Source organism: Curtobacterium sp. 22159, from assembly GCF_052045775.1.
Lineage (GTDB): Bacteria > Actinomycetota > Actinomycetes > Actinomycetales > Microbacteriaceae > Curtobacterium.
In genome coordinates this window covers 1-546 of sequence record NZ_JBQEPN010000024.1, presented here as the reverse complement: position 1 = coordinate 546, position 546 = coordinate 1, and the positions used below count along the sequence as shown (strand labels likewise).

At 66.1% G+C, this 546-nt stretch carries 1 protein-coding gene; it reads right to left on the bottom strand.

The window, feature by feature from the left end:
* Positions 1 to 546 (bottom strand): cytochrome ubiquinol oxidase subunit I (locus ACTJKO_RS17415; protein WP_440690632.1); only part of this gene is annotated, 546 nt, incomplete at both ends.

The window sequence follows — 546 nt, the reverse complement described above, 5'->3', positions numbered from 1 at the left end:
GCCATCTTCATCGGCTGCGTGTCGACCATGGTGAGGCCGAGCTGGTCGCCGGTGAGGACCGTGAGCGCTCCGGCGGCGAGCATGGTCCACATGCCGAACTTCAGCGCCGGCATCATGGTCTCGAGGTTCTGGTTGCGCGCCAGGTGGTACGCGGCGACCGAGATGATCACGGCCGCGGCCACCATGAAGCAGGCGAACAGCGTGTGCGGGAACGCGGCGAGGGCGACCTTGTTGCCCAGCACCGCCCAGATGTCCGTGAGCTCCGCGCGCCCCTTCGCCTCGTTCATGGCGAACCCGACCGGGTGCTGCATGAAGGCGTTGGCGGCGATGATGAAGTACGCCGACATGATCGTGCCCGCGCTCACGCACCAGATGCTGGCGAGGTGCAGCCCCTTCGGCAGACGATCCCACCCGAAGATCCACACGCCGATGAACGCCGCCTCGAAGAAGAACGCGAGGATGCCCTCGAGCGCGAGCGGCGCACCGAAGACGTCACCGACGAACCGGGAGTAGTTCGACCAGTTCATGCCGAACTGGAACTCCTGC